This window comes from Nocardiopsis sp. N85 (assembly GCF_028882275.1).
Lineage (GTDB): Bacteria > Actinomycetota > Actinomycetes > Streptosporangiales > Streptosporangiaceae > Nocardiopsis > Nocardiopsis lambiniae.
In genome coordinates this window covers 42642-65562 of record NZ_JARBUT010000025.1, presented here as the reverse complement: position 1 = coordinate 65562, position 22921 = coordinate 42642, and the positions used below count along the sequence as shown (strand labels likewise).

22 protein-coding genes are annotated in these 22921 nt (G+C 71.2%); 13 read left to right on the top strand and 9 right to left on the bottom strand.

Annotation, left to right across the window (positions count from 1 at the left end):
* Window positions 1-58: 58 nt before the first annotated feature.
* The gene (locus tag PWG71_RS25790; RefSeq protein ID WP_274812635.1) at window positions 59-580 is read right to left on the bottom strand and encodes a MarR family winged helix-turn-helix transcriptional regulator; all 522 of its coding nucleotides are present in this window, start codon (window positions 578-580) and stop codon (window positions 59-61) included.
* Window positions 581-892: 312 nt separating this feature from the next.
* On the opposite strand from PWG71_RS25790, the gene PWG71_RS25785 reads away from it, so the two are divergent.
* The 3 genes from PWG71_RS25785 (at window position 893) to PWG71_RS25775 (ending at window position 5884) form a co-directional block, all read left to right on the top strand.
* On the top strand, window positions 893-2578 hold the full coding sequence (locus tag PWG71_RS25785) for a glycosyl hydrolase family 18 protein (protein ID WP_274812608.1): 1686 nt from the start codon (window positions 893-895) through the stop codon (window positions 2576-2578).
* Window positions 2579-2931: 353 nt separating this feature from the next.
* Window positions 2932-4872, top strand: coding sequence for a glycosyl hydrolase family 18 protein (locus PWG71_RS25780; RefSeq protein ID WP_274812606.1), 1941 nt, complete (start codon window positions 2932-2934; stop codon window positions 4870-4872).
* Window positions 4873-5068: 196 nt separating this feature from the next.
* A complete protein-coding gene (locus tag PWG71_RS25775) occupies window positions 5069-5884 on the top strand; it encodes an alpha/beta fold hydrolase (RefSeq protein WP_274812605.1) in 816 nt (271 codons plus the stop codon).
* On the opposite strand, the gene meaB is transcribed toward PWG71_RS25775, so the two are convergent.
* Window positions 5881-6825 (bottom strand): methylmalonyl Co-A mutase-associated GTPase MeaB, encoded by a 945-nt coding sequence (meaB, locus tag PWG71_RS25770; RefSeq protein WP_274812604.1) that lies wholly within the window; start codon window positions 6823-6825, stop codon window positions 5881-5883. The two genes, PWG71_RS25775 and meaB, sit on opposite strands and share 4 nt — an antisense overlap.
* Before the next feature lie 206 nt (window positions 6826-7031).
* A complete protein-coding gene (locus PWG71_RS25765; RefSeq protein WP_274812603.1) occupies window positions 7032-8219 on the bottom strand; it encodes an acetyl-CoA C-acetyltransferase in 1188 nt (395 codons plus the stop codon).
* An 86-nt stretch (window positions 8220-8305) separates the two neighbouring features.
* On the opposite strand from PWG71_RS25765, the gene mce reads away from it, so the two are divergent.
* Together mce and PWG71_RS25755 are read left to right on the top strand one after the other, a co-directional pair.
* The gene (gene mce / locus PWG71_RS25760; protein WP_274812602.1) at window positions 8306-8764 is read left to right on the top strand and encodes a methylmalonyl-CoA epimerase; all 459 of its coding nucleotides are present in this window, start codon (window positions 8306-8308) and stop codon (window positions 8762-8764) included.
* A 440-nt stretch (window positions 8765-9204) separates the two neighbouring features.
* Window positions 9205-10509 carry a DivIVA domain-containing protein gene (locus tag PWG71_RS25755; RefSeq protein WP_274812601.1) on the top strand — a complete coding sequence of 435 codons (1305 nt, stop codon included), beginning with the start codon at window positions 9205-9207 and terminating at the stop codon, window positions 10507-10509.
* A gap of 121 nt (window positions 10510-10630) precedes the next feature.
* On the opposite strand, the gene PWG71_RS25750 is transcribed toward PWG71_RS25755, so the two are convergent.
* From PWG71_RS25750 to PWG71_RS25740, 3 genes are all read right to left on the bottom strand, one after another.
* Window positions 10631-11371 carry an alpha/beta hydrolase gene (locus tag PWG71_RS25750; protein ID WP_274812600.1) on the bottom strand — a complete coding sequence of 247 codons (741 nt, stop codon included), beginning with the start codon at window positions 11369-11371 and terminating at the stop codon, window positions 10631-10633.
* Between the two features lie 32 nt (window positions 11372-11403).
* Entirely contained in the window at window positions 11404-11727 is a 324-nt protein-coding gene (locus PWG71_RS25745) for an ATP/GTP-binding protein (RefSeq protein ID WP_274812599.1), read from the bottom strand.
* An 82-nt stretch (window positions 11728-11809) separates the two neighbouring features.
* Window positions 11810-13021: a 3-hydroxyacyl-CoA dehydrogenase gene (locus PWG71_RS25740; RefSeq protein ID WP_274812598.1), complete on the bottom strand. Its 1212-nt coding sequence runs from the start codon at window positions 13019-13021 to the stop codon at window positions 11810-11812.
* A 350-nt stretch (window positions 13022-13371) separates the two neighbouring features.
* Here PWG71_RS25740 and nucS point away from each other — a divergent pair, with 350 nt between their 5' ends.
* From nucS to PWG71_RS25700, 8 genes are all read left to right on the top strand, one after another.
* Entirely contained in the window at window positions 13372-14049 is a 678-nt protein-coding gene (gene nucS, locus PWG71_RS25735) for an endonuclease NucS (RefSeq protein WP_274812597.1), read from the top strand.
* Between the two features lie 80 nt (window positions 14050-14129).
* The gene (locus PWG71_RS25730; protein WP_274812595.1) at window positions 14130-15014 is read left to right on the top strand and encodes an ABC transporter ATP-binding protein; all 885 of its coding nucleotides are present in this window, start codon (window positions 14130-14132) and stop codon (window positions 15012-15014) included.
* Window positions 15011-15829, top strand: coding sequence for an ABC transporter permease (locus PWG71_RS25725; protein ID WP_274812594.1), 819 nt, complete (start codon window positions 15011-15013; stop codon window positions 15827-15829). The genes PWG71_RS25730 and PWG71_RS25725 overlap by 4 nt, the downstream gene beginning before the upstream one ends.
* Complete coding sequence (locus tag PWG71_RS25720; protein ID WP_274812593.1) at window positions 15829-17064, top strand: sensor histidine kinase; 1236 nt, start codon at window positions 15829-15831, stop codon at window positions 17062-17064. The genes PWG71_RS25725 and PWG71_RS25720 overlap by 1 nt, the downstream gene beginning before the upstream one ends.
* A complete protein-coding gene (locus PWG71_RS25715; RefSeq protein ID WP_274812592.1) occupies window positions 17061-17696 on the top strand; it encodes a response regulator in 636 nt (211 codons plus the stop codon). Before PWG71_RS25720 ends, PWG71_RS25715 begins: the two co-directional genes overlap by 4 nt.
* A 74-nt stretch (window positions 17697-17770) precedes the next feature.
* A complete protein-coding gene (locus PWG71_RS25710; RefSeq protein WP_274812591.1) occupies window positions 17771-18451 on the top strand; it encodes a DUF1707 SHOCT-like domain-containing protein in 681 nt (226 codons plus the stop codon).
* A gap of 199 nt (window positions 18452-18650) precedes the next feature.
* Window positions 18651-20279, top strand: a complete 1629-nt coding sequence (locus tag PWG71_RS25705; protein WP_446725101.1) for a M28 family peptidase — start codon at window positions 18651-18653, stop codon at window positions 20277-20279.
* Between the two features lie 376 nt (window positions 20280-20655).
* A complete protein-coding gene (locus PWG71_RS25700; RefSeq protein ID WP_274812590.1) occupies window positions 20656-21252 on the top strand; it encodes a cob(I)yrinic acid a,c-diamide adenosyltransferase in 597 nt (198 codons plus the stop codon).
* Window positions 21253-21272: 20 nt separating this feature from the next.
* On the opposite strand, the gene PWG71_RS25695 is transcribed toward PWG71_RS25700, so the two are convergent.
* The 3 genes from PWG71_RS25695 to PWG71_RS25685 form a co-directional block, all read right to left on the bottom strand.
* Window positions 21273-21788 (bottom strand): hypothetical protein, encoded by a 516-nt coding sequence (locus PWG71_RS25695; RefSeq protein ID WP_274812589.1) that lies wholly within the window; start codon window positions 21786-21788, stop codon window positions 21273-21275.
* 79 nt (window positions 21789-21867) lie between these two features.
* Window positions 21868-22332, bottom strand: a complete 465-nt coding sequence (locus tag PWG71_RS25690; protein ID WP_274812588.1) for a DUF2550 domain-containing protein — start codon at window positions 22330-22332, stop codon at window positions 21868-21870.
* Between the two features lie 90 nt (window positions 22333-22422).
* Window positions 22423-22812 carry a F0F1 ATP synthase subunit epsilon gene (locus PWG71_RS25685; protein ID WP_274812587.1) on the bottom strand — a complete coding sequence of 130 codons (390 nt, stop codon included), beginning with the start codon at window positions 22810-22812 and terminating at the stop codon, window positions 22423-22425.
* Between the last annotated feature and the right edge of the window lie 109 nt (window positions 22813-22921).

Here is a 22921-nt window from a genome sequence, read left to right as displayed (position 1 = left end):
GCCGCGTCACCTCCCGGACTCTCGGTCCGGGTCCGACCGGCGGGTCCCCGGCGCGGACTCAGCGGCTTTCGACGGACCCCGTGACGGGCTCGGGGAAGTCACCGAAGTCGACGCGCAGGCGGGTGAACACGCGGTGCATCTCCCACAGTTCCTCGTCGGAGTAGCAGCCCAGCCCGAAGTCCATGTCGAGCAGGGAGCGCGTGGCCCGCTCGGTGACCTCGCGGCCGGTGTCGGTGATCTCCGCGAGGACGCCGCGGCCGTCGCTGGGGTTGGGGCGGCGGAGCACGAAGCCCTGCCCCTCCAACCGGTCGATGGTGTTGGTGACGCTGGTCGGGTGGACCATGAGGCGTTCGCCGATCTTGCCCAGCGGCAGCGACCCGGAGGCGCTGAAGGTGAGCAGGACGAGCGCCTCGTAGCGCGCGAAGGTGAGACCGAACGGCTTGAGGGCGCCGTCCAGCTCACCGATGAGGATCTGCTGGGCGCGCATGACCGAGGTGACGGCGGCCATCGCGGGCGAGGGCCCCCATCTGCGCGTCCAGTTGTCGTGTGCGCGCTCGATCGGGTCGAACGGAAGGTTCAAAGGGTTTCCCACGCCGTCACTCTATGGGGCCCGTCGAAGGACCGCGTCCCGCCCTGAGCGCGAGTAGCCGAGACCAGGACACGAGTCAAGGATTCGGCGTGGCCACAAGGGGACAGATGACCCCGCCCGCCACTGGTACGGCCCGTCAGCTCGAAAGATCCGGATGGACCCGAAAGTGGAACCCACTCCCCCGCCGGAAAGTTCCATCCGGACCGTTGACGACCCCTGTAATTATTAGTTAAGTTTCCTAAAAATTTATCCCCCCAGGTCAGGCCCAGCCAGACACCCTCCGACCGCAGGAGAGTCCACGACGTGAGAGCACGACCCTTCAGGAACCGGATGGCGGCGTGCGCGGCCGCGACCGTGCTGGTGGCGCCGCTCATGGTGGCCGCCTTCCCGGCCGCCGCGGAAGAGACGCCCGCCACAGGCCTCACCGTCACCTACGTGGAATCCGCCCGGTGGAACACCGGCTACAGCGGCGAGATCGTCGTCCACAACGCCTCCGGCACCCCCGTGAGCGACTGGACGATCGAGTTCTCCCTGCCCGACGGCAGCCGCATCCACCAGCTCTGGAACGCCACCCTCTCCGGCGATCCCGCCGGCTACACCGTCACGCCACCGCACTGGGGCGCCTCGGTCCCGGCCGGCGGCACCTACTCCTTCGGGTTCAACGGCCTGCACACCGACGGCTCCACCGACCTCGTCTCCTGCACCGTCAACGGGGCACCCTGCTCCGGCGACGACGGCGGCACCGGGCCCGACCACGACCACCTCAGCGTCGCCTACTACACCCAGTGGAGCGCCCGCGAGCGCGACTACCACGTCGCCGACCTGGTGGGGAGCGGCAGCGCCGAGAGGCTCACGCACATCCAGTACGCCTTCGGCAACGTCAGCGCCGACGGCGAGTGCTTCATGACCGACGACGAGGGCGAGGGCGACGCCCTGGCCGACTACGGGCACACCGTCCCCGCCGGCCAGAGCGTCGACGGCGTCGGCGACGACCCCGGCCAGGATCTGCGCGGCAACTTCAACCAGCTGCTCAAGCTCAAGGAGCAGAACCCCCACCTGAGCATCAGCGTCTCGCTGGGCGGGTGGAACTGGTCGCGGTACTTCTCCGACGCCGCCCTGACCGAGGAGTCCCGCGAGCGTCTCGTCGAGTCCTGCGTCGACCTGTACCTGCGCGGCGACCTGCCCGAACTGAACGACGCCGGCGGCGAGGGCGTCGCCTACGGCGTCTTCGACGGCATCGACCTCGACTGGGAGTGGCCGGGCACCGACGGCAACCCGCACAACGTGGTCCGGCCCGAGGACAAGGAGAACTTCACCGCCCTGGTCCAGGAGTTCCGCGACCAGCTGGACGAGTTCGGTGACGAGACCGACCGCCACTTCGAGCTGAGCGCGTTCGTGCCCGCCGGCGGCTGGCGCCTGGACTCCGGCTACGAGCTCGACGAGCTCATGCCGAACTTCGACTTCGTCATGGTGCAGGGCTACGACTACCACGGCACCTGGGAGAGCGTCACCAACCACCAGTCCAACCTGGTGACGGACGCCCGCGACCCCGAGCCGGTCATCTCGGCCGAGCTCATCCGCGACGCCTACGTCTCCCGGGGGGTCGACCCGGCCAAGATCGTCCTGGGCATCCCCTTCTACGGCCAGGGGTGGACCGGTGTCGAAGCCGGCCCCGAGGGCGACGGCATCTTCCAGCCCGCCGCCGGCCCGGCTCGGGGCACCTACGCGACGGGCACCGAGGAGTACCGCTTCCTGGAGGAGAAGGCGGCCTCCGGTGACTTCGAGCTCTTCCGCAACGAGGCCGCCGGCACCGCCTGGATCTACGACGGCGAGACCTTCTGGAACTACGACGACGAGATCGCGGTCGGCCAGAAGACCGAATGGGCCCTGGACAACGGCTACTCCGGCGTCATGATCTGGGCCATCGACGGCGACAACGCGCAGGGCGACCTGCTGGCGGCCATCGACGAGGCGCTGCGAACGAACTGACCCGAAGCCTCCCGGTCGGCGGTCCACCGCCCTTCCCACCGCCGACCGGGAACCGAGCGGCGTCGATGCTCTGATCCGGGGAGCATCGCCGCCACGGCCGGTGCGGACCGATGTGCGACGGTTCGCACCGGCCTCTCCTCATCTCGCACACCACCGGCTCGCACACTCCGACCCCCCGCCCCTCCGTTCCACTTTCGAGGCCCGCCATGCCCCGTGCACCGCCCCTCTCGCCCATCGACTTCGCACCCCGCGACTCCTCGGGCGCACACCCACCGTCGCCCCCGGCCCGCCCCGCAACGGGCGCACCCGGACGGCGACCCCCCACACCCGCTCACGCACCAGGAGCACCGAAGTTGAGAGCACGACGATCCAGGCTCGCGGCGTTGGTCGCGGCCGTACTGCTCATCCCCCTCGCCCTGTCCCCCGCCCCCGCCTCCGCCGACACCTCCGACGTCACCGTCACCTACGTCGAGACCGGCAACTGGGGCACCGGGTACGGCGGCCAGCTCACCGTCGGCAACGCCGGCACGTCGGCGCTGACCGACTGGACCATCGAGTTCGACCTGCCCTCCGGCACCGCCATCACCAGCCTGTGGAACGCCACCCTGACCCGGTCGGGGAACTCCTACACCCTGACCCCGCCCTCCTGGGGCGCCGCCGTCCCCGCCGGGGGGACCTACGGCATCGGTTTCAACGGCACCACCGGTGCCGGATCCGACACCACACCGGTGAACTGTCTGGTCAACGGGTCCCCCTGTTCGGGTGAACCCGGCGAACCCGACACCGAGCCGCCCTCGACCCCCGGCGGTCTGACCGTCACCGGGACCACCGCCACCACGGTCGCCCTGAGCTGGAACGCCGCCACCGACAACGTCGCGGTCGCCGGCTACGAGGTCCTGTCCGGCGGCGAGGTCGTCCGCGCCGTCTCCGGGACCACCGCCACCGTCTCGGGGCTCACCCCCGAGACCACGTACGGGTTCACCGTGCGGGCCTACGACACCTCCAACAACCGGGGCGGCGAGAGCGCCTCGGTGAGCGCGACCACCGACGAGCAGGTCGTCGTCCCGCCCACGGAGGGCCGTCGCGTGGCCTACTTCACCCAGTGGGGCATCTACGACCGCGGTTACCTGGTGAAGAACCTGGAGACCTCCGACACCGCGGAGAAGCTCACCCACATCAACTACTCGTTCGGCAACGTCAACGCCGGCGGGCAGTGCTTCATGGCCAACCAGCTCGGCCAGGGCGACGCCTGGGCCGACTACGGCCGTTCGTTCACCGCCGCCCAGAGCGTCGACGGCGTGGGCGACGTGTGGAGCCAGGACCTGCGCGGCAACTTCAACCAGCTGCGCAAGCTCAAGGAGACGCACCCCGACCTGAAGGTCAACATCTCCCTGGGCGGCTGGACCTGGTCGCGGTACTTCTCCGACGCCGCGCTGACCCCGGAGTCGCGCGAGCGCATGGTCTCGTCCTGCATCGACCTGTACCTGCGCGGCAACCTGCCGCTCTTCGACGGTGCGGGCGGCACCGGCGCCGCCTACGGCGTCTTCGACGGCATCGACCTCGACTGGGAGTGGCCCGCCTCCGAGGGGCACGAGCACAACGTGGTCCGCCCCGAGGACAGGGAGAACTTCACCGCCCTGGTCCAGGAGTTCCGCGACCAGCTGGACGCCCTGGAGGCCGAGACCGACCGCGAGTTCGAGCTGACCGCGTTCCTGCCCGCCGACCCCGACAAGATCGACCTGGGCTTCGAGATGGACGAGCTCATGACGGACTTCGACTTCATCACGGTGCAGGGCTACGACTACCACGGGGCCTGGGAGTCCACCACCAACCACCAGTCGAACCTGCTCGTCACCCCCGGAGACCCCGGTCCGCGGATCTTCGCCGCCGAGGTGAGCATCGACCGCTACCTGGAGCTGGGCGTGGACCCGGCCGACATGGTCCTGGGCGTGCCGTTCTACAGCCGCGGCTGGACGGGCGTGCCCGCCGGGCCAAGCGGCGACGGTCTGTTCCAGACCTCCACCGGCCCCGCCCGCGGCAGCTACGAGCAGGGCATCGAGGACTGGAAGGTCATCAAGAACCTGAACGGGTACACCCTGCACCGCGACGACGCCTCCGGCACCGCGTGGCTGTACAACGGTTCCACGTTCTGGACCTACGACGACGAGATCTCCATCGCCCAGAAGACGCAGTGGGCGGTCGACCGGGGACTCGGCGGCGTGATGATCTGGTCCATCGACGGCGACGACGCGAACGGCACCCTCATGGAGGCCATCGACTCGACGCTCGGCTGACCACCGACACCGACCGACACCGATGAGGGTCCCGGTCCGTGACCGGGACCCTGCGGCGGCGCCCCGTGCCAGGGGGCGCCGCCGACGTCGTGTTCGGGGGCCGGGCGCGGCGTCGCCGAAAAAGGTGCGGCGGAGGCGATGATTTCCGCAGGAGCGCCGGGTCTGTACCGGTGAGACCCGAGCGAGAGGAACGGCCATGGCCGAGACGCACACCCTGAAGACCCCTGACGGCACCCTGTACTACGAGGTCCGGGGCTCCGGGCCCGCCGTCGTGCTGACCGGGGCGCCCATGGACGCGGGGCCGTTCGAGGCGCTCGCGGACCTGTTGGCGACCGAGCGCACGGTCATCACCCACGATCCCCGGGGTATCGGGCGCAGTCCTCTGGACGACCCCGCCCAGGACTCCACGCCGGAGCTGCGCGCCGACGACCTGGTGGCGTTGCTGGACGCGGTGGGCGTGGAACGCGCCGACCTGCTGGGCTCCAGCGGCGGGGCGGTGACCACCCTCGCTGCGGCCACGCGCCACCCCGGCAGGTTCGGCACGATCGTCGCGCACGAGCCTCCCCTGCTGGAACTGCTGCCCGACGCCGTCGAGCAGCGCGCGAGCACCGAGGAGATCATCGCGACCTACCACCGGGACGGGATCATGGCCGCCTTCGGGGCGTTCATGGTCAACGCCGGGTTCCCCCTGCCGGAGGAGGGGGAGGGGGAGGGCCAGGCGCCCCCGGAGCAGGAGCCCGGCGAACAGGAGTCGGCGGACGCCCACCGCTTCTTCGCCCACGAGCTGCGGGGGACCACCCGGCACGTCCCCGACGTCGAGGCCCTGCGCGACGGTCCCGCGCGGGTCGTGGTCGGCCTCGGCGTGGAGTCGGCGATGCTGCTCACCGACCGGACCTCCCGGGCCCTGGCGAAGGCGCTGGGCGTCGAGCCGGTGATGTTCCCCGGCGGGCACGGCGGCTTCGAGGACGACCCGAGGGGCTTCGCCGAGGTCCTGCGTCGCGTCCTGTCCTAGGCGCCCAGCTCCTTGATGACGAGGTCGGCGGCGGCATAGGGGTCGCGGATCCCCTCGGCCACCTCGCGGGCCGCCGATTCCAGGGCGCCGTCGTCGCCGACGGCGATCCGGGAGCGCAGCAGGTCCAGGACGATCGCCTGCACCTCCTCCCGGGCCCGGCGACGACGGCGCTCCGCCAGTTCACCGGTGTCCCCCAGATGCGCGAAGTGCCCGTCCAGGCAGTCCCACAGCTCGTCCACGCCCTCATCGCGGACGGCGACCGTCATGACGATCGGCGGCTTCCACTCGTCGTCCGCGCGGTCCTTCATCGCGACCATCTGCCGCAGTTCGCGCAGGGTCGACCTGGCGCCGTCGCGGTCGGCCTTGTTGACGGCGAACACGTCGGCGACCTCCAGCACGCCGGCCTTGGCGGCCTGCACGGAGTCGCCCATGCCCGGGGCGCACAGCACCACGGTGGTGTCGGCCTGCCCGGCGATCTCCACCTCGGCCTGGCCGACGCCGACGGTCTCCACCAGGATCACGTCGAACCCGGCTGCGTCCAGGACGCGCAGGGCGTGCGGGGTGGCCCACGACAGACCGCCCAGGTGCCCGCGGTTGGCCATGGAACGGATGTACACGCCCGGGTCGGTGGCGTGCTCCTGCATGCGGACCCGATCCCCGAGCAGGGCGCCGCCGGTGAACGGGGAGGAGGGGTCCACGGCCAGCACGGCCACGCTCAGGTCGCGGGCGCGGGCGGCGCGCACCACCGCGTTCGTCGTGGTGGACTTGCCCACGCCGGGCGACCCGGTGAAACCGACGGTCCGGGCCCGGCCGGTGTGCGGGGCCAGGCCGGCCATGATCTCGCGCAGTTCGGGGGAGCCGTTCTCCACCAGGGTGATCGCGCGGGCCAGGGCCCGGCGATCCCCCCTCAGCAGCTTCTCGACCAGTCGGGGGGTGTCCATGCGGCTCCTTCCGTGCGCATGCGGCGGGGCGGCGGCTCGTGACCGCCGCCCCGCCGTTCTCACCAGGTGCGTCGTACTCCGGTCGGGGCCGGGTCCGGCCCCGGGTACACAGTGTCTTCGAGGATGAACGTCCCTCCGGGCGCGGCGCGCGGGCGGACCGGGGATCTCCCGAGACCCGGCGTCGCCCCGAAGGGAGGGGGTGACCGCTACTCGGCGGGTACCGAGAACAGCAGCGCGTCGCCCTGACCGCCGCCGCCACAGAGGGCGGCCGCGCCCAGACCGCCGCCGCGGCGGCGCAGCTCGTGGATCAGGTGCAGGGCGATGCGGGCGCCGGAGGCGCCGATCGGGTGACCGATCGCGATGGCGCCGCCGTTGACGTTGACGATGTCCGCGTCCACGCCCAGGTCCTTCATGGACTGGAGGCCGACCGCGGCGAACGCCTCGTTGATCTCGATGAGGTCGAGGTCGGAGACCTCCCTGCCGGCCTTGCCCAGCGCGTGCGCGATCGCGTTGGAGGGCTGGGAGTGCAGGGAGTTGTCCGGGCCGGCGACGTTGCCGTGCGCGCCGATCTCGGCGAGGACCGGCAGGCCCAGTTCCTCGGCCTTGGCCCGGCTCATCACGATCACGGCGGCGGCGCCGTCGGAGATCTGCGAGGAGGAGCCGGCGGTGATGGTGCCGTCGCGGTCGAAGGCCGGGCGCAGCTTGGCCAGGCTCTCGGCCGTGGTGCCGGGACGGACGCCCTCGTCGTGGCGGAACACGATCGGGTCGCCCTTGCGCTGGGGGATCTCCACGGGGACGATCTCCGCGTCGAACAGGCCCCGCTCCGCGGCCTCGGCGGCGCGCCGGTGCGACCGGGCCGCGAACGCGTCCTGCTCCTCGCGGCCGATGCCGAGCTTGGCGTTGTGCCGTTCGGTGGAGGCGCCCATGGAGTCGCCCTCGAAGGCGTCGGTGAGGCCGTCGTGCGCGGTGGCGTCGAGGACCTCGATCGCCCCGTACTTGTACCCGTGCCGGGACTTGGGCAGCAGGTGCGGCGCGTTGGTCATGGACTCCATGCCGCCCGCGACGACGATGTCGAACTCGCCTGCGGCGATGAGCTGGTCGGCCAGGGCGATGGCGTCCAGGCCGGACAGGCACACCTTGTTGATGGTGACCGAGGGGACGTTCATGGGGATACCGGCCTTGACGGCGGCCTGACGCGACGGGATCTGTCCGGCGCCGGCCTGGAGGACCTGGCCCATGACCACGTATTCGACCTGTTCGCCGCCGATACCGGCGCTGTCGAGCGCGCCCTTGATCGCGAAGCCACCGAGGTCGACGGCGGAGAACCCGGCGAGGGAGCCGAGGAGTCGTCCGGTGGGGGTCCGTGCCCCACCGACGATGACGGAACCGGGCATCGTAACTGGCCTCCAAGTGATCGATGACGCACCTGGTCTGCAACGATACCCACACAGCCGTTCGCCGCCGTCGAGAGGTTCATCCGATGAGCAACGCCCCTGATCGCGCCGCCCCCGTCCCCGCCGCGACCCGTCTCGACCACGTCGGCATCGCCTGCCGGGACCTGGACGCCTCGATCGAGTTCTACCGGTCCACCTACGGTTTCGAGGTGGAGCACGAAGAGGTCAACGAGGAGCAGGGCGTGCGCGAGGCGATGCTCCGGGTCAACGGCGCCGACGACGGGGGCGCCACGTATCTGCAACTGCTGGAGCCGACCCGTCCCGACTCCCCGGTCGCCAGGTTCCTGGAGCGCAACGGTGAGGGCGTGCATCACATCGCGTTCGGCACCGGGGACGTCGCCGGCCTCGCGGCGGGCGTCGGGGGCCGTGGCGTGCGCGTCCTGGACGCGGAGCCGCGCCGGGGCACCGCCGGCTCGCGGATCGTGTTCCTGCACCCCAAGGACTGTGGAGGCGTCCTCACCGAACTCGTACAGAGCGCCCACTGACCGGAGTGCCCGGATCGCCCCCAACGTCACGGGGGCGTTCCGGACACATCACATCTCACACACCGCGGGCGTGACCGGACTCAAACCCCGCCGGAAGTTACCCGAAACCCTCTTCCCAGGGGTTCCCCGCTTGATAAAGTCGGTTGGCCACCGGATGTGAATCTCCGGCGTCGATCCACGTCTCACGATCCGGTGGTTCGACAACCGGGTCGGCAGCGCCACCGCCCCGTCGCGCCACACCGTGGCGGGCCAAGACGGGTGGAGCGCACCGACGGCGTCGGCGACGGTCGGCCGGTCGCGACCTCGTCACGCCGCTCCATACCCGAGTCCGCACCCGGACCGGAAAGCACGCCCGTCCCCCGGGGTCCCCGACACCGCCCAGAACGCGGTCCCCGGTCGTTCGCAAGTAGCCGTCTCGCACCCGTTCAGGATTCCGCCACATGCCGTCAAACAACATCGACACCCAACTCAACAACATCTTCGACGAGGACAACACCCCACCCGAGTTCGACGTGGTGTTGCGTGGCTATGACCGCACCCAGGTGACGGACTACCTGGACGGCCTGCGCAACGAGGTCAAGCAGACCACCAAGCAGGTCGAGAAGTTCAAGGCCGAGCTCAGCGCCAAGAACCGCCAGCTCCAGGAGCGGGAGCGCCCCTCCTACGCCGGGCTCGGCTCGCGCATCGAGGAGCTGCTGCGGCTGGCCGAGGAGCAGGCCAACGAGCTGGTCCAGAGCGCCCAGATCGACGCCAACGACATCCGGTCGGCCGCCAAGATCGAGGCCGCCGAGATGCGGGCCGCGGCCGAGTCCGAGGCCACCGAGGTGCGCACCCTCGCCCAGCGCGAGGCCGACGAGTCCCGCCAGAGCGCCGAGGCCGAGGCGGAGGAGATCTCCACCAGCGCCCGCCGCCGGGCCGACGAGCTGTCCGCCACCACCGAGCGCGAGGTCCAGAAGAAGCGCGCCGCGGTCGACCACGAGATCGCCGAGAAGCGGGCGACCTTCGAGGGTGAGATCGCCAAGCTGCGCACCACCACCGAGCGCGAGTGCGCCCAGGCGCGCGCGGCCGCCAAGCGCGAGCGCGACGAGACCATTCAGGCCGCCAAGAGCCAGGCCGAGGAACTCCGCAAGAACGCCGAGCGCGCCTACGCCGAGTCCGAGGCCCGCCGCACCGAGCTTGAGGACCAGTTCGAGCTCCAGCTCGCCGACCGGCGGGCCGAGGCCGAGCGTCAGGACGCCGAGCGTCTGGCCGCCGCCCAGGCCGCCACTCAGAAGATGGTGTCCGAGGCGGAGGAGCGCGCCGCCAGCGCCGACCACCACGCCAAGCAGGCCAGCCAGCAGGCCGAGCAGACCCGCCGCGACGCCGAGAACCACGCCAAGCAGCTGGTCGGCAACGCCAAGAAGAACGCCGGCCAGATCGAGTCGGAGGCCAAGTCCAAGGCCGAGCACCAGCTCAGCGACGCCAAGAGCGAGGCCAACCGCATCCTGACCGCCGCCAAGAAGGAGGTCGACGAGCTCAACCGCCAGCGCGACAGCATCCAGTCGCACCTCCAGCAGCTGCGTCAGCTGCTCGGTGGCGGTGCCCTCCCGAACGCGGCCGCCGCGGCCCCCGCCGCCCCGGCCCCCGCTCCCGTCGCCGCCGCTCCCGCGGCCCCGGCGATCGCCGAGGCCGCCCCGGCCGAGGAGGCCAAGCAGCCGGCCCGTTCCGGCAAGGGCGCGGACGACGAGGACTGGTGGCAGGAGTAGTCACCCCGGACCCTCGGGCCCCGCGGTCGTGACGTGACGAGGGCCCGCCTCCCCTGAAGGGGGGAGGCGGGCCCTCGTTCTCGCGTACGGGAGCGGTCGACCGCGTCCGGTCCGCCGATGTTCAGCCCAGGGCCTGGACGTCCTTCTCGTGGGGACCGTCCCACTCGGTGGGCAAGGGGTGGGCGTCGGGGTTGACCCGCTTGACGATCTCGTCGAGGACCCGGCGCACGTACGGTTCCCCGACCCACAGGTGCTTGGCGCCGTCCACGCCGATGACCTCGGCCTGGGTGAGCGGCTTGAACCGTTCCCGGGCCTCCTCGGGGCGCAGGTAGTCGTCGTGTTCGGGGACCAGCGCCACCACGGGCTTGCCGGTGACCCGCCAGTTCTCCATGTCCGCCTCGGTGGCCCGGTGCAGCGGCGGCGACAGCAGCAGGGCGCCCTCGATCTGCGGGTCGGCGCCCCACTTCAGGGCCAGTTCGGTGCCGAACGACCAGCCGAGCAGCCACGGCCGGGGCAGCCCCTCGAACTCGGTGAACTCGATGGCGGCGAGCACATCGTGCTTCTCGGTCTCGCCCTCGCCGAACTCCCCCTGGCTGGTGCCGTGGCGGGAGGTGGTACCGCGCGTGTTGAAGCGCAGCACCGCGATGTTCGCCAGCGCGGGCAGCCGGAACGACGCCTTGCGCAGGACGTGGCTGTCCATCATGCCCTCGGCCGTGGGCAGCGGGTGCAGGCACACCAGGGTCGCGACCGGGTCGCCGTCCTCGGGCAGGGCCAGTTCGCCGATCAGCTCCAGCCCGTCGGCGGTGTGCAGGGTGATGGGACGTCGCACGGCGGGCAGCACCGTGGTGGCTCGGATCTCCATGGCTCCTCGGTCCGGTTCTCGGTGGTCGGGGCTCAGTATCGGGGTGCGCGCCGGGAGCGGCGCTCCCAGCAGGAGGAGTGCCAGTGCCGACGGTCGTCGCCGTCGCCGTAGGGGCGCCAGACGACGACGTGGGCCATCCCGACGGGGATCTCCTGGGCGCAGCCGGGGCAGCGGTAGACCTTCACCGCGGCCGCGCCGATGACGCGCCGTATGATCCATTCGCCGTCGGGTCCGGCCTCACGGCTCTGGCCGCCGGTGATCCGGAGCATGAGGGCGTCCTCGGCTTCGGGGCCGCCTCCGGGGGCGCGGCCGCCTCGGGAGGACTTACGGCGGGAGGAATTACGACGCGGGCTCACCCGTCCAGGGTAGGAGAGAACGGGCGGTGGCCGCCGCCACAGACGTACTGCGGCGACGGCCACCGGGGTGTTCTCGGAGAGATCAGGCGTGGCAGGCGCAGCCGCCGTGGCCCTCTTCCTCCGGGGTGTCGGGAAGCCGGTCCATGAGCAGCGGGGCGGGGACCGCGATGGTGGTCAACCCGTACTCGCCCATGGCGACCAGGGTGGTGACCACGGCTTCGGCGCCGCGCTCGTCGAGCAGCTCGGTCGGGCCCTTGGGGTAACCGCAGCCGAAACGCATCGCGGTGTCGACGTCCTGGGCGGTGGCGTAGCCGTCGCCGATCATCCGCATGGCGTCGTCGATCTGCGGTGCGATGAGGATCTCACCCAGGTCGAGGGTCTCCTCTTCGCGGATCATCTCGGCGTAGCGGCCGGCGGGACGGGGCTCGGGGGCCTCGTCACGACCGGCGTAGAAGCCCCTGCCGGCCTTGCGGCCGTAGTGACCGGCGGCGACCATGCGGCGCAGCAGCGGGGCCGCGGCGTAACGCGGGTCTCGGTACTCGTCCCACAGCACGTCCATGACGGCCAGGCACACGTCGATCCCGACCATGTCGGCCAGGGCGAGCGGGCCCATCGGCAGGCCGGCGGCCTTCTTGACCGACTCGTCGATCTCCTCGCGGGTGGCGACCCCGCGCTCGTAGAGGCGCACCGCGTCGTTGATGTAGGGCACCAGCAGCGCGTTGGCGACGAACCCGGCGCGGTCCCCGACCGTGACGGGGGTCTTGCCGATGCGCTTGGCCATCTCGGTGACGATGTCGACGGTCTCGGCGGAGGCGGAGACCGTGGTGATGACCTCGGCCAGCTTCATGACCGGGGCCGGGTTGAAGAAGTGCAGACCGACGACCTTCTCCGGGCGTCCGGTGAGGGCCGCGATCTCGGTGACCGACAGCGAGGAGGTGTTGGTCGCCAGGATCGTCTCGGGCTTGCAGATCCGGTCCAGATCGCCGAACACGTCGCGCTTGAGGTCCATCCGCTCGGGAACGGCCTCCACGACGAGGTCGGCGTCCGTCAGGTCCTCACGGGACGTGGTGAACGTCAGTCGCTCCTCGATCGCGGAGCGCTCCTCCTCGGTGAGCTTGCCCTTGGCGACGGCGCGCCCGAGCGACTTGTCCAGATGGCCACGGCCGCGGTCGAGGGCGGCCTGGTCGATCTCGACCCCGATGACGTTGAAACCGGCTCGGGCGAACACCTCGGCGATGCCCGCGCCCATCGTGCCGAGTCCGACGACACCGACCTTCTTGAATTCCTGCACCATGAGGCCAGCCTAGACGGCCCGACGACCCGTACCGCCCGCAGGGCCCCCTTGGCCGTACTCACGGGTAACACGATGTCGGGACATGCCCGGCGGGACCGCCGCCACGATGGGCGGCGGTCCCGCCCCTCCCCTCCCGGGGCGGGCGGGCCGCGCGGTCCGTCCACGCGGGCCTCGGCGACCCGCACCGCGCGTTCTCTGGAGACGTTAAGCGCCCGACCCCGTTCCGGTCACGGGGCGTGAAAGCCACAAAGTCCTTGCCCCCGGGGTGATCGGACCTGCCCTCGGGGACCGGTCGGCCGGTTCGGCCGTTCTGCGGCGGGCACCCCTGGAAGGCGGTAACGTGACGTTTCGTGCGTCTCGTCATCGCTCGGTGCAGCGTCGATTACGTCGGCCGGCTCACCGCCCACCTGCCCATGGCCCCGCGGCTGGTCCTCATCAAGGCCGACGGGAGCGTGTCCATCCACGCCGATGATCGGGCCTTCAAGCCCCTCAACTGGATGAACCCCCCGTGCAAACTCCGAGAGGAGACCGTCGAGGACGGACCCGACGTCTGGACCGTCACCCACGGCAAGTCCGGCGAGAAGCTGGTGCTGACCGTGGAGGAGGTCCTGCACGACTCCTCCCACGAACTCGGCAAGGACCCCGGGTTGCAGAAGGACGGGGTCGAGGCCCACCTCCAGGAACTGCTCGCCGAGCACATCACCACCCTCGGCGACGGCTACACCCTCATCCGACGCGAGTACCCGACCGCGATCGGGCCGGTCGACATCCTGTGCCGGGACGGAGAGAACCGGACCGTGGCCGTGGAGCTCAAGCGGCGCGGCGACATCGACGGCGTCGAACAGCTCACCCGCTACCTGGAGCTGCTCAACCGCGACCCCAACCTGTCCCCGGTGCGGGGCGTCTTCGCCGCCCAGGAGATCAAGCCCCAGGCGCGCGTGCTCGCCGAGGACCGGGGCATCTCCTGCGTGGTCCTGGACTACGACGAACTGCGCGGCATCGAGCCGGACGTCCTCCGCCTGTTCTGACCGGTGTCCTCCACTCGGAGGACACCGGACCGACCGTTCGCCCGATACCGCCCGGCCCCGGGCCGCGCGAGGCTCGGTTCATGAGCGAAACGGTCATCGAGGTCACCGGCCTCGTCAAGGAGTACGGCGGGCACCGGGCCGTCGCCGGGGTGGACCTGTCGGTCCCCGAGGGCGAGATCTTCTCCCTGCTCGGCCCCAACGGCGCCGGCAAGTCGACCACGATCGAGATCCTGGAGGGTTTCCGTCGGCGCGACGGCGGGGTCGTCCGGGTGCTCGGCGTCGACCCCGAGAAGGCCGACCGGTCCTGGCGGACCCGGATCGGCATCGTCTGGCAGGGCGAGACGCTGCTGCCCAAGGTGCCGGTGCGCGAGGTCGTCCGGCACTTCGCCGGCCACCATCCCCGCCCCCGCGACTCCGACGCGGTCCTGGAACTGGTCGGGTTGACGGAGAAGGCCCGCGCCCTCCCGGAGTCCCTGTCCGGCGGCCAGAGACGCCGTCTGGACGTGGCCCTGGGCATCATCGGCGGCCCCGAACTCCTGTTCCTGGACGAGCCCACCACCGGTTTCGACCCCAAGGCCCGGCGGGACTTCTGGGAGCTGATCCGGAACCTGGCGAGGGAGGGCACCACCGTCGTCCTCACCACCCATTACCTGGAGGAGGCCGAGGCCCTCGCCGACCGGGTGTGCGTCCTGGCCGAGGGGCGGGTCCGCGCGCTGGACTCCCCCGCCACCCTCGGCGGTCGGGCCACGGCGCAGGCCACGGTGCACTGGTCACAGGACGGCGTGCGACGCGAGATCCGCACCGACGAGCCCACCCGCGTGATCACGGAGCTGGCCGCGGTCCACCCGGGGGAGATCCCGGAACTGCGCGTGCACCGCCCCACCCTGGAGGACGTCTACCTGGAGCTGATCGGCGACGCCGAGGGCACCGGAACCCGCACCGAGCAGCCGGAGGCCGTGGCATGAGCACCCTCACCGACGCCCGACTCCCCGGCACGCTCCGCCTGGGCCTGTCCCGGGGATGGCTGGAGATCCGCTCCTTCACCCGGGAGTGGGAGAGCGTCGTCTTCACGTTCGCCCTGCCCGCCCTGATCCTGACGATGTTCGCGTCGATCTTCGACGGCCTGTTCGACATGGGCATGCCCGCCGTCGACCACTACCTGCCCGGCCTGTTCGCCATGGGCCTGATGTCGGTCAGCTTCCAGACCCTGGGCGCCGGTATCGCCACCGAACGCGACCAGGGCGGGCTGCGCCGGCTGCGCGGCACCCCGATGCCGCCCGCCGCCTACTTCATCGGCAAGACGGTACTGGTGTTCTTCCTCGCCGCCGGACAGGCCGTCCTGCTGCTCGGGGTCTCCGCGCTGGTCTTCGACGCGACCCTGCCGGGTTCCGCCGCCGACTGGCTCACGGTGGCCTGGGTGCTCGTCCTGGGCACGATCGCCTGCTCCCTGCTGGGCATAGCGGTCAGCTCCCTGGCCCGCACCGCCCAGGCGGCGTCGACCATCGTGGTGGTGCCGTTCCTGGTCCTGCAGTTCACCTCCGGGGTGTTCGTCCCGGTGACCGTGCTGCCCGACTGGGTGCTGACCTTCGCGTCGCTGTTCCCGCTGCTGTGGATGGCGCAGGGCATGCGGGCCGCCTTCCACCCCGACGCGATGGCGACGTTCGAACCCTCCGGAGCGTGGGACCTGCACCTGGTCGCCCTGGCCCTGGGCGCCTGGTGTGTGGTGGGGTTGGTCCTGGTTCTGCTGACGTTCCGGTGGAAGACGCGAAAGGACGGGTGATGGTCGTGGCGACGCGGGCTCCGGAGGAGGAGCGGGCGCCGGAGCCCCCCGGCGGGGAACGGCACGCCTGGGACCTGGGACCGGCCTGGTACCTGTACCTGTCCGGATCGATGGTCCTGATCGCCGTCATCGGCGTCCTCTCCCAGCCCGGCGTCCGGGGCTGGGCGGGCGCCGCCCTCCTGGGCGTGGTCGCCGCGCTGTACCTGTCCTACGGCCGGAGTCTCTATCTCCAGGACCGATACGGCACCCCGATCACCGGTGTCTTCGCGCTGACCGTGGCGGCCCTGGTCACCGTGGCCGTCCACCTCGATCCGGTCCTGACCTTCTGCCTGTTCGTGGTCGCCCCCATGTGCTTCATGACGGCCGGGGCGGTGTACGGGACCGTCTCGGTCGGCATGATCCTGCTGCTGCCCACCCTCACCGGTTGGTGGCGGGGCGACATCGACACCCTCGACGCCCTCGTGGGCACCGGGATCCATCTGATCATCATCGGCTTCTCCCTGTGGTTCGGCCGCTGGTTCGAGAAGGTCGTCGAGGAGAGCTACGAACGCGCCGAACTCATCCGCGAACTGCGGGAGAGCCGGGCCGAGGCCGCCCGCCTGTCGGAGGAGGGCGGCGCGCTGGCCGAACGCGAACGCCTGGCCCGCGAGCTGCACGACACCCTCGCCCAAGGGTTCACCAGCATCATCACCCTCACCCAGGCAGTGGAGTCGGAACTGGACACCGATCCCGCCCTGGCCCGCCGACACCTGGCGCTGATGCGGGAGACGGCGGCGGAGAACCTGGACGAGGCACGGGCCATGGTGGCCGCCCGCCGCCCCGCACGGCTCGGTGAGGACACCCTGGAGGCGGTGCTGCGCCGGATCGGTGCGCGGCTGGGCACCGAACTGGGTATCCCGGTCACCGTCGAGGTCCTCGGCGGCCCCCGAGAACTGCCCGGCGACCTCCAGGTGTGCCTGCTGCGCACCGCCCAGGAGGCACTGGCCAACATCCGCAAGCACGCCGACGCCGATCGGGTCTCGCTCGCCCTGGCCCACAGCGACGCGGGGACCCTGCTCACCGTCACCGACGACGGACGCGGTTTCGACCCCACCGTGCCCGGCACCGGCAACGGCCTGCCCGGTATGCGCCATCGCGCGCAGAGCCTGGAGGGGTCCCTGGAGATCGACACCGCCCCGGGGAGGGGCACCACCGTCCGCCTGGCCCTGCCCGAACCCGAGGAGGTGGCACCGTGATCCGTGTCCTGTTGGTCGACGACCACCCCGTGGTCCGCGAGGGCATCCGGGGCATGCTCTCCGCCGAGGCGGACCTCGACATCGTCGGCGACGCCGCCTCCGGCCCCGAGGCGGTGGCCCGGGTCACCGAGCTGCGCCCCGACGTGGTCCTGATGGACCTGCGCATGCCCGGTGGGGACGGGGTCGCGGCCACCGAGCGCATCGGCGCCGAACACCCCGGCACCCACGTCCTGGTGCTCACCACCTACGACACCGACACCGACATCCTGCGGGCGGTGGAGGCCGGGGCCACCGGTTACCTGCTCAAGGACACCCCGCGCGCCGAACTGGTCGAGGCGGTGCGGGCGGCCGCACGCGGGGAGACGGTCCTGAGCGGGAGGCTGGCGGGCAAACTCGTCACCGGAATGCGCGACCGTGCCGCGCCCGCCGCACCCGGGTTGTCCCCACGCGAGGTGGAGGTACTGCGCCTGGCGGCCGACGGACTGACCAACGCCGCGATCGGACGGACCCTGCACATCAGTGCGACCACGGTGAAGACGCACCTGATGCGGGTGTACGAGAAACTCGGTGTCGGGGACCGGACCTCGGCCGTCAGCCGGGCCATCCGACGGGGTCTGCTCCCCGGGGCCTGAACGGCTCCATCCCGGGGTGACACCGGGGTTCCTCCCCGATGCACCGGAGGGTGCCCCCCGGACAGAATCGACATATGGTGGAAACGATGAGCGAGATCACTCCCCCCGACCCCGGTCGAATGCGCGCCTCGGACGCCGACCGCGACGCCGTGGCGCACCGACTCCAGGACGCCTTCGCGGAAGGCCGCCTGGACCCCGACGAGCACAGCGAGCGGCTCGACGCGGTCTACCGCGCCAAGACCATCGGCGAACTCGTCCCCCTCACCCGGGACCTGCCCGCCCCCACCGGCACCGGAGCCCCGGCGGCTCCCGCGCCCGGCGACTTCCGTTCCCCGCGACCGCTCTACGGCGCGGGACGGATCGTCGACCAGCCGCCGACGAGCACCGTCGCGATCGCCGTCATGGGCGGCGCCGACCGCTCCGGGAGCTGGGTGGTCCCGGAGAACTTCTTCGCGTTCGCCCTCATGGGCGGTGTGGAACTGGACCTGCGCGAGGCCCGGTTCACCCACCGCGAGACCACGATCTGGACCAACACCATCATGGGCGGCATCGGCATCCTCGTGCCCGACGACGTGCAGGTGCGCGTCCACGGCCTGCCGTTCATGGGCGGTTTCGGCGTGGGCGGCGGGACCCCGAGCGTGGTCGACCCCGGGGCGCCCATCGTGCACGTGCGCGGCATCGCCCTCATGGGCGGCGTGGGTGTGGACTACCGCAGGCGCAAGCACCAGAAGGAACAGGGCGAGATCGAGGATTGACCCGGACGACGCCCGCGCTCCCGCGAGACGTTCGGAGCGTTTCGGGCCGTCGATCCAATCACAGTGGCCGCCGGAAGGTAAGGCCCGTGGCTGATTGTGGCAACCTGTGCGCCGATGCTTGCTCCGGGCACCCGGTCGGTGCCAGTCTGCATCGATACCTCGCCTACCCCGGGTGTCCATCCCCCGACACTTCGGAGCGATGGACTCCCCCGTACACGGAGGAACATCGTTGCGCACCCCACAGAGACGACGGGCGGCGACCGCGGGTCTCGCCGCCCTGCTGATGACCGCGGGCACCCTCGCGGCCTCCCCCGCCCACGCCGACACCACCGCACCGGAGGCCCGCGGTGGCGCCGGTGAGGTCGAGGCCCCCGACTGGCTCAAGCGGCCGGTCCGGCCCGAGAAGCCGGTCCGCCCCAACGTCCCGGCGCAGCCTCAGGAGCCGACCGACCCGGCCTTGTCGGAGCTGGTGACCGCCGACGCCATCAAGGCGCACATGGAGAACCTGAACACGATCGCCGAGTACAACGGCGGCAACCGGGCGACGAGCACGCCCGGCTACGACGTCTCCGCCCTGTACATCGAGGACCAGCTCAAGCGGGCCGGGTACACGACCTACCGACACGAGTACGACTACGAGCTGTGGCGCGAGCAGTCCGACGCGGTCCTGGCGCAGACCGCGCCGGGGGAGGCCGTGTACGAGGACGGGACCGACTTCCGGACCATGTCGTACTCCGGTGCCGGTGACGTGACGGCTCCGGCGGTGGCGGTCAACACCGGCAGCGCCGCGAGCGGCTGCTCGCCCGACGACTTCGCCGCCTTCCCCGAGGGCGCGATCGCGATCACGCTGCGCGGTACCTGCCCGTTCGCCCAGAAGGTCGCCAACGCCGCGGACGCCGGCGCGTCCGCCGCCCTGGTGGTCAACAACGCGGACGAGGTGTTCTCCGGTACCGTCAGCGCGCTCTCGGCCATTCCGGCGCTGGGCGTCTCCGGTGTCACCGGGGCCGACCTGATCGCGGCCGACGGTCTGGAGCTGCGCGTCAAGGTGGACGCGACCGTCGTGGAGGAGTCCTCGTTCAGTGTGCTGGCCGAGACCGCCGGCGGCCGTGCGGACAACGTGGTGGTCGTGGGCGCCCACCTGGACGGCGTCGAAGAGGGTCCGGCCATCAACGACAACGGGTCCGGTACGGCCTTCGTCCTGGAGACCGCGATCCGCTTGGCGGACCTGCCCGCCCCGAAGAACAAGGTGCGCTTCGCGTTCTGGGGGACCGAGGAGGAGGGCCTGATCGGGTCCACGGAGTACGTGACCGGCCTGACCGACGGCGAGCTCGACGACATCGCGCTGTACCTGAACTTCGACATGATCGGCTCCCACAACTACGCCCGGCTCGTCCTGGACGGCCGGATGGAGCTGCCGGGCTCGTCCGGCGCCCCTTCCGGTTCGGGTGCGATCGCGAAGGTGTTCGAGGACTACTTCGCGGCCCAGGACCAGGTCAGCGAGCCGGGTGTGCTGAGCGGCCGTAGCGACTACCGCGCCTTCATGGAAGCGGGCATCCCGTCGGGCGGACTGTTCAGCGGCGCCGACGGTGTCAAGAGCGAGGAGCAGGTGGAGTGGTACGGCGGCACCGCGGGTGAGCAGTTCGACCCGTACTACCACACGCCCGACGACACCCTGGAGAACGTCAACTGGGACTCGGTCGCCGAGCTGGCCGCCGCGGGCGCGCACGGCGTGGAGTTCCTCGCCGCGAGCACGCTGCCGGTCAACGGTGTGCTGAGCGCCCAGGCCGCCGCGGAGTTCTCGCGTCTGGGACACGACTGGGTCATCTGACGGGAGGCCCCGAACGAGGAAGAGGGGGCGGACGGCGTGAACCCCCCGGTTTCACGCCCGTCCGCCCCCTCGCGGTGCCTCCCCCTCGCACGCGCCCGAGCGGCCCCCCTCATGACTCCGCTCGGGTACGGTGCGCGAGCACCACCCCGGGACTACGTTGAGTAGCTCCCTCACTCCATAAGGTATCAGTGAGCCACATCACCCCTCACCCCCCGATACCGAATGGTTATTCTCCGTTACCATCGCCCTCCGATGAGCGCGACCTCTCTCAAGACGACCGGCGCGGGTCTGGCCGTCCGCGTCCGGACCGCGCGGCGAGCGGCGGTCCGGAGACCGCGAACCGGAACGAACCGCCGAACAGGCCTAGGGTGGGGGCATGACTCAACGGGACACGGACAAGCCGGTCGTGCTGTCCAAGATCTACACGCGCACCGGGGACGCCGGCACCACGGCGCTCGGCGACATGAGCCGCACGGACAAGAACGACTCGCGGATCGTCGGGTACGCCGACACCGAGGAGGCCAACGCCGCCATCGGCTCCGTGCTCACCTTCGGCGAGGTCCCCGAGGACGTGCGGACACTGCTCTCCCGCGTGCAGAACGAACTGTTCGACCTCGGGGCCGACCTGTCCACACCCATCGTGCCCGACCCCGGGTACCCGCCACTGCGCGTCCTGCCGGAGTACGTCACCCGGCTGGAGGAGGCCTGCGACACCTACAACGCCGACCTGCCCACCCTGCGGAGCTTCATCCTCCCCGGCGGATCCCCCACCGTCGCCCTGATGCACACCGCCCGGGTCGTGGTGCGCCGGGCCGAACGCGGTGTGTGGGCGGCCATCGCCGAGCACGGCGACACCGTCAACCCGCTCACCGCGCGGTACCTCAACCGCCTCTCCGACCTGTTGTTCATCCTGGGTCGGTACGTGGCGGAGGAGGGCGACGAGGTCCTGTGGAAGCCCGGCGGGGAGCGCTGATCCCCTGAGGGCGGCCGGGATCAGCAGGCCGGGGGGAACGCACCCGGATCGGTGTACTCGGCCTCACCCTCACGGGAGACGCTCGCGTACACGCCCTGTTCGGAGGCCAGGGCCTCGGTGGTGAACCGCAGCACGGCGATGTCGTGCTCGGTCTCCTCACCGGGCTCGGCCTCCGCGGTGCCCACCCCCAACAGGTACTCCTCCTGGGGGGAGTCGGGGCCCATCCGGTAGACCGCGCGGCCGTCGTCGTCGACGATGCGCCAGTCCTCCCCCGGGGCGGACAGGTCGACCTCGATGGAGTCGCCCTCGAACGCGCGGGTGGCCACCAGATGTCTTCGCTGTTCCTCGCCGAGCAGGTCGATCTGGCGGGGAGGTTCCTCACCGCACCAGGTGATCATGACGACCGGGAACCGGTGCCCGGCGGTGAAGTGTCCGGTGGCGACCGCGGCGACATGACCACCGGGCGGCTGGCAGGCGACGATGAACGGGCTGAGAAGGGCGAGGGCCGTCAGGCCCCGCAACCGCGATGAGACCATGGACACGCATCCTGCCATGCCGCTCGCCCGCCGTGGCGGCGGCGCACCGGGCCGGCCGGGAGGAGGGCGGGGACACCGCTCAGGCCTCCCAGCGGGTGCCGGGCGGCATCGACTCCATCCAGGACAGGAAACCGGTCAGGGTCGCGTCGTTCATGGCGATCTCCATCTCGGCCGTCTTCGGTTCACGTCCGTCCTGGGCGGCCCAGCCCACCTGCACGACGGTGACGTCCGAGGGCAGGTGCTCCGCCGGTTCCGGCGATCGGCGCCCCACAATGACGAGACCGCGGCGCGACAGCTCTGCTGTCGGCCGCGGTCTGATCGAGAAGGCGGGGAACCAGCCCAGGTTCTCCGAGCCGTACCGGCACAGGCCGATCCGCCAGGAGCCCCGGCGCCCCCTCATGCCCGGGGAACGGAGATGACACTCCACCGTGCCACCGCGCCGCAGGAGGAGCCGGCGGCGCAGCAGACCGGCGCACACCACCGCCACCGCGCACAGGACGAGGGCGAGGAGCGCCCACCGTAGGAACTCCAGAGGTTGTTCCATACCACCCCCGTCTTTCGGTCGGTAGAACCAGGGCGTGTCCCTCCGGCCGCTCACACTGCCGAGCGGCGGGCGGCGCCCACGGAACGCGCCCTAGGCGACGTCCTCACCGGCGGCGCGCAGGCGGCTGCGAGCGCGCACCAGGGCGGCGTCGTCGTCCGCCTCGGTCGCCTTCTTCAGCGCCGTGCGGGCACGGTCGACGTCGATGTCCTCGGCCAGCTCCGCGGTCTCGGCGAGGATGGAGATCCGACCCTCGCCCGACACCGAGATGAACCCGCCGTGCGCGGCGGCCCGGACCTCTCCGTTCTCCCGCGCGCCCAGCACGCGGACGACCGCGTCCTCGGCGAGCAGCGACAGCACGGGGATGTGCCCCGGCTGGATACCGATCTCACCCTCGACGGTCTTCGCGATGACCATGTCGCCCTCGCCGGCCCAAACCTCGTGCTCGGGCGAGACGATCTCGACGAAAAGCTTCTTCGACACTGCCTGAACTCCTCGGCCAGCGATTGGATTCGGCGGGGCCGACCACCATGACGGCGGCCGGCCCCGACCGAGAACTGAGAACTATCCCGCCCGTCGCCCGCCATCACCT